4 protein-coding genes are annotated in these 2666 nt (G+C 65.3%); 1 reads left to right on the top strand and 3 read right to left on the bottom strand.

Features of this window, described 5'->3' with window-relative positions; all coding sequences use genetic code 11:
- The 3 genes from pcnB to hda all read right to left on the bottom strand — a co-directional run.
- The coding region (gene pcnB, locus B3446_RS00905; RefSeq protein WP_291376682.1) for a polynucleotide adenylyltransferase PcnB at positions 1 to 609 on the bottom strand (609 nt) is incomplete at its 3' end.
- The gene (locus tag B3446_RS00900; protein ID WP_056569045.1) at positions 610 to 1308 is read right to left on the bottom strand and encodes an HAD family hydrolase; all 699 of its coding nucleotides are present in this window, start codon (positions 1306 to 1308) and stop codon (positions 610 to 612) included.
- A complete protein-coding gene (gene hda, locus B3446_RS00895; RefSeq protein ID WP_105237474.1) occupies positions 1305 to 2006 on the bottom strand; it encodes a DnaA regulatory inactivator Hda in 702 nt (233 codons plus the stop codon). The genes B3446_RS00900 and hda overlap by 4 nt, the downstream gene beginning before the upstream one ends.
- 339 nt (positions 2007 to 2345) lie before the next feature.
- Between hda and B3446_RS00890 the strand changes: the two genes are divergently transcribed.
- On the top strand, positions 2346 to 2666 hold a 321-nt coding region (locus B3446_RS00890; RefSeq protein ID WP_349680012.1), incomplete at its 3' end, for an AIR synthase related protein.

Genomic DNA, 2666 nt, shown 5'->3' with positions numbered 1-2666 from the left:
GGCGGCGAAGCGCACCGCGCGCAGCATGCGGACCGGGTCTTCGCGGTAGCGCTTGACGGGGTCGCCGATGATGCGGATCTGGCGCTTCTTCAGGTCGGCCACGCCGTCGTGGTAGTCGATGACTTCCTCGTTGTGCGGGTCGTAGTACAGCGCGTTCATGGTGAAGTCGCGGCGCTTGGCGTCTTCTTCCTGCGAACCGAAGACGTTGTCGCGCAGGATGCGGCCGTGCTCGTCGGTCTCCTGGTCTTCCGAGGCGGGCGCGCGGAAGGTGGAGGTTTCGATGATTTCCTGGCCGAACACGACGTGCACCAGCTGGAAGCGGCGGCCGATGATGCGCGCGCGGCGGAACAGCGGGCGGATCTGTTCGGGCGTGGCATTGGTGGCCACGTCGAAGTCCTTGGGCTCCAGCCCGACGATGAGGTCGCGTACCGCGCCGCCGACGATGTAGGCTTCGTACCCATGCTGGCGCAGCACCTCGCACACCTTGATGGCGTGGCGCGACACGTTGCGGCGGTCGATGCCGTGCTTGTCGCGCCCGATGCGCAACGGCCCCTTGGGTGTCGGCGCGAAGAGCCGGCCGACGAATTTTCTTATGGTTTCAGTGATCATTTAGGACTTCGAATCTTCCATGTGGTCGAACAGGTCGATCACTTGCCAGCCGCGCTCCTGCGCAATGGCGCGCAGGGTGGGGCTGGGGTTGGCGGCAATCGGACGGGTCACTTTTTCGAGCAGCGGCACATCATTGACCGAATCGCTATAGAAAAACGATTCGGAGAAATCCGCAAGCCCCAGGCCCATGCCGGCCAGCCAGTCGTTGACGCGCACGACCTTGCCTTCCTTGAAGCTGGGCGTGCCCAGGATGCGGCCGGTGTAGCGGCCGCGCAGGTACTCGGCGTCGGTCGCGACCAGGTGGGGCACGCCGAAGGCGCGGGCGATCGGGGCAGTGACGAAGCTGTTGGTGGCCGTGACGATGGCGCAGAGGTCGCCGGCTTCGAGGTGGCTGTCGACGAGGTCGCGGGCAGCCGGCGTGATGGACGGGCGGATGACTTCGCCCATGAAGGTTTCGTGCCAGGCGGCCAGGTCGTACGGCGAATGCGCGGCCAGCAGGCCCAGCATGAATTCCGCGGCCTGTTCGGCCGTGAGTTCGCCGCGGTTGTAGCGGTCCATCAGATCGTCATTCAGGCGGCGGGCTTCGACGGGATCGCCCGCGCGGCCCGTGCGCGCCAGATAGTCGGCCCATTGGTAGTCGCTGTCGAGCGGCAGCAAGGTGTGATCCAGGTCGAACAGGGCGAGACGTCGGGTGGTCATGTGCGTTGTGAATCAGGATCTGCGAGCATGGCGCGCAGCAGGGGGAGGGTGATGGGGCGGCCGGTGGCCAATGAATAACGGTCCAGCGCGTCGAGCAACGCGGCAAGCTTGCGGATGTCGCGTTCGTGGTGCGTGAGCATCCAGTTGATGATTTCGGGCGCCAGATGCAGCCCGCGCTCGGCGGCCTGCGCCGATAGCGCGGCCAGCTTGTCGGCGTCGGACAACGGGTCCAGGCGGAACACCAGGTCCCAGCCCAGGCGCGTGCGCAGGTCTTCGCGCAGTGGCATCGACAGCGGCGCGCGGTCGCCGGCCAGCGCCAGCGCAAAGGCGCGCTGCGTGGCGGCGGATTCGCGCCACCGGTTATACAGCGCAAACAAGGCGGCCTGGCGGCTGTCGTCCATGCGGTGCACGTCGTCGACCGCCACGAACTTGGGCATGGGCGATTTGGAATCGGCCTCGGCCAGGCGGCGCAGCATGTTTTCGCCGTTGGCTGGGTCGACGTAGACGGCATCGGGCCGCGCGGTCAGCGCGCGCAAGAGGTGGGTGCGGCCGCAGCCTGCGGCGCCCCAGATGTACAGGGCCCGTCCGGGCTTGAGCGCACGCACGGCCGCCACCGCTTCTCCGTTGGGGCCGGCGATGTAGTTGTTCAGCGATGGCGCTGGCGCGGGGAGAACGTCAAGCAGCAGCTGGCGGTTCATGAGAGTTAGCAATCGGGCTTTTCAGAGGCGCTGGAATAGCCATTTTCAGGGGCGCCGGAAGAGCCATTTTCAAAGGCGCCGGAATAGCCAATTCGGGGCGCCACAAAAAGCCAGGAAAAGAAGCCAAAAAAATCGGTGATGCAAGGGCCATGTAGAAACTGGCAAAATCAATACCGGCCAACCCTACACTTTAAACCACCTGGGCCGCTGATGTCGCGTCGGAACGCTTGGCGTGGCGTGGGTTTGCGCCTTACGCGCCTGTCCGTGCCCGCGTCATCGTAAAATGCAGGGCGTTCCACCAAAATCCCAGCAATTGTTACATACCCCACGGCATTTCTCATGACGAACCAACCTAAAGCCCCCCTGACCTACCGCGACGCCGGTGTCGACATCGACGCAGGCGACGCCCTGGTCGACCGAATCAAACCCCTTGCCGCGCGCACCATGCGTCCCGGGGTGCTGGCCGGTATCGGCGGCTTTGGCGGCCTGTTCGAAGTGCCCAAGACCTACAAGGAGCCGGTGCTGGTTTCCGGCACCGACGGCGTGGGCACCAAGCTGCGCCTGGCGTTCGACTGGAACCGCCACGACACGGTCGGCATCGACCTGGTCGCCATGAGCGTCAACGACATCCTGGTGCAGGGCGCCGAGCCGCTGTTCTTC

Source organism: Achromobacter sp. UBA5777, from assembly GCF_002418565.1.
In the GTDB taxonomy this organism is placed as follows: domain Bacteria; phylum Pseudomonadota; class Gammaproteobacteria; order Burkholderiales; family Burkholderiaceae_B; genus Achromobacter; species Achromobacter animicus.
This window is presented reverse-complemented; position numbering and strand designations above follow the sequence as displayed.

What these genes read in the sequence shown, in the direction of transcription:
- B3446_RS00900 (WP_056569045.1), bottom strand. Translation starts at nt 1,308, where the DNA reads ATGACCACCCGACGTCTCGCCCTGTTCGACCTGGATCACACCTTGCTG.
- hda (WP_105237474.1), bottom strand. Translation starts at nt 2,006, where the DNA reads ATGAACCGCCAGCTGCTGCTTGACGTTCTCCCCGCGCCAGCGCCATCG.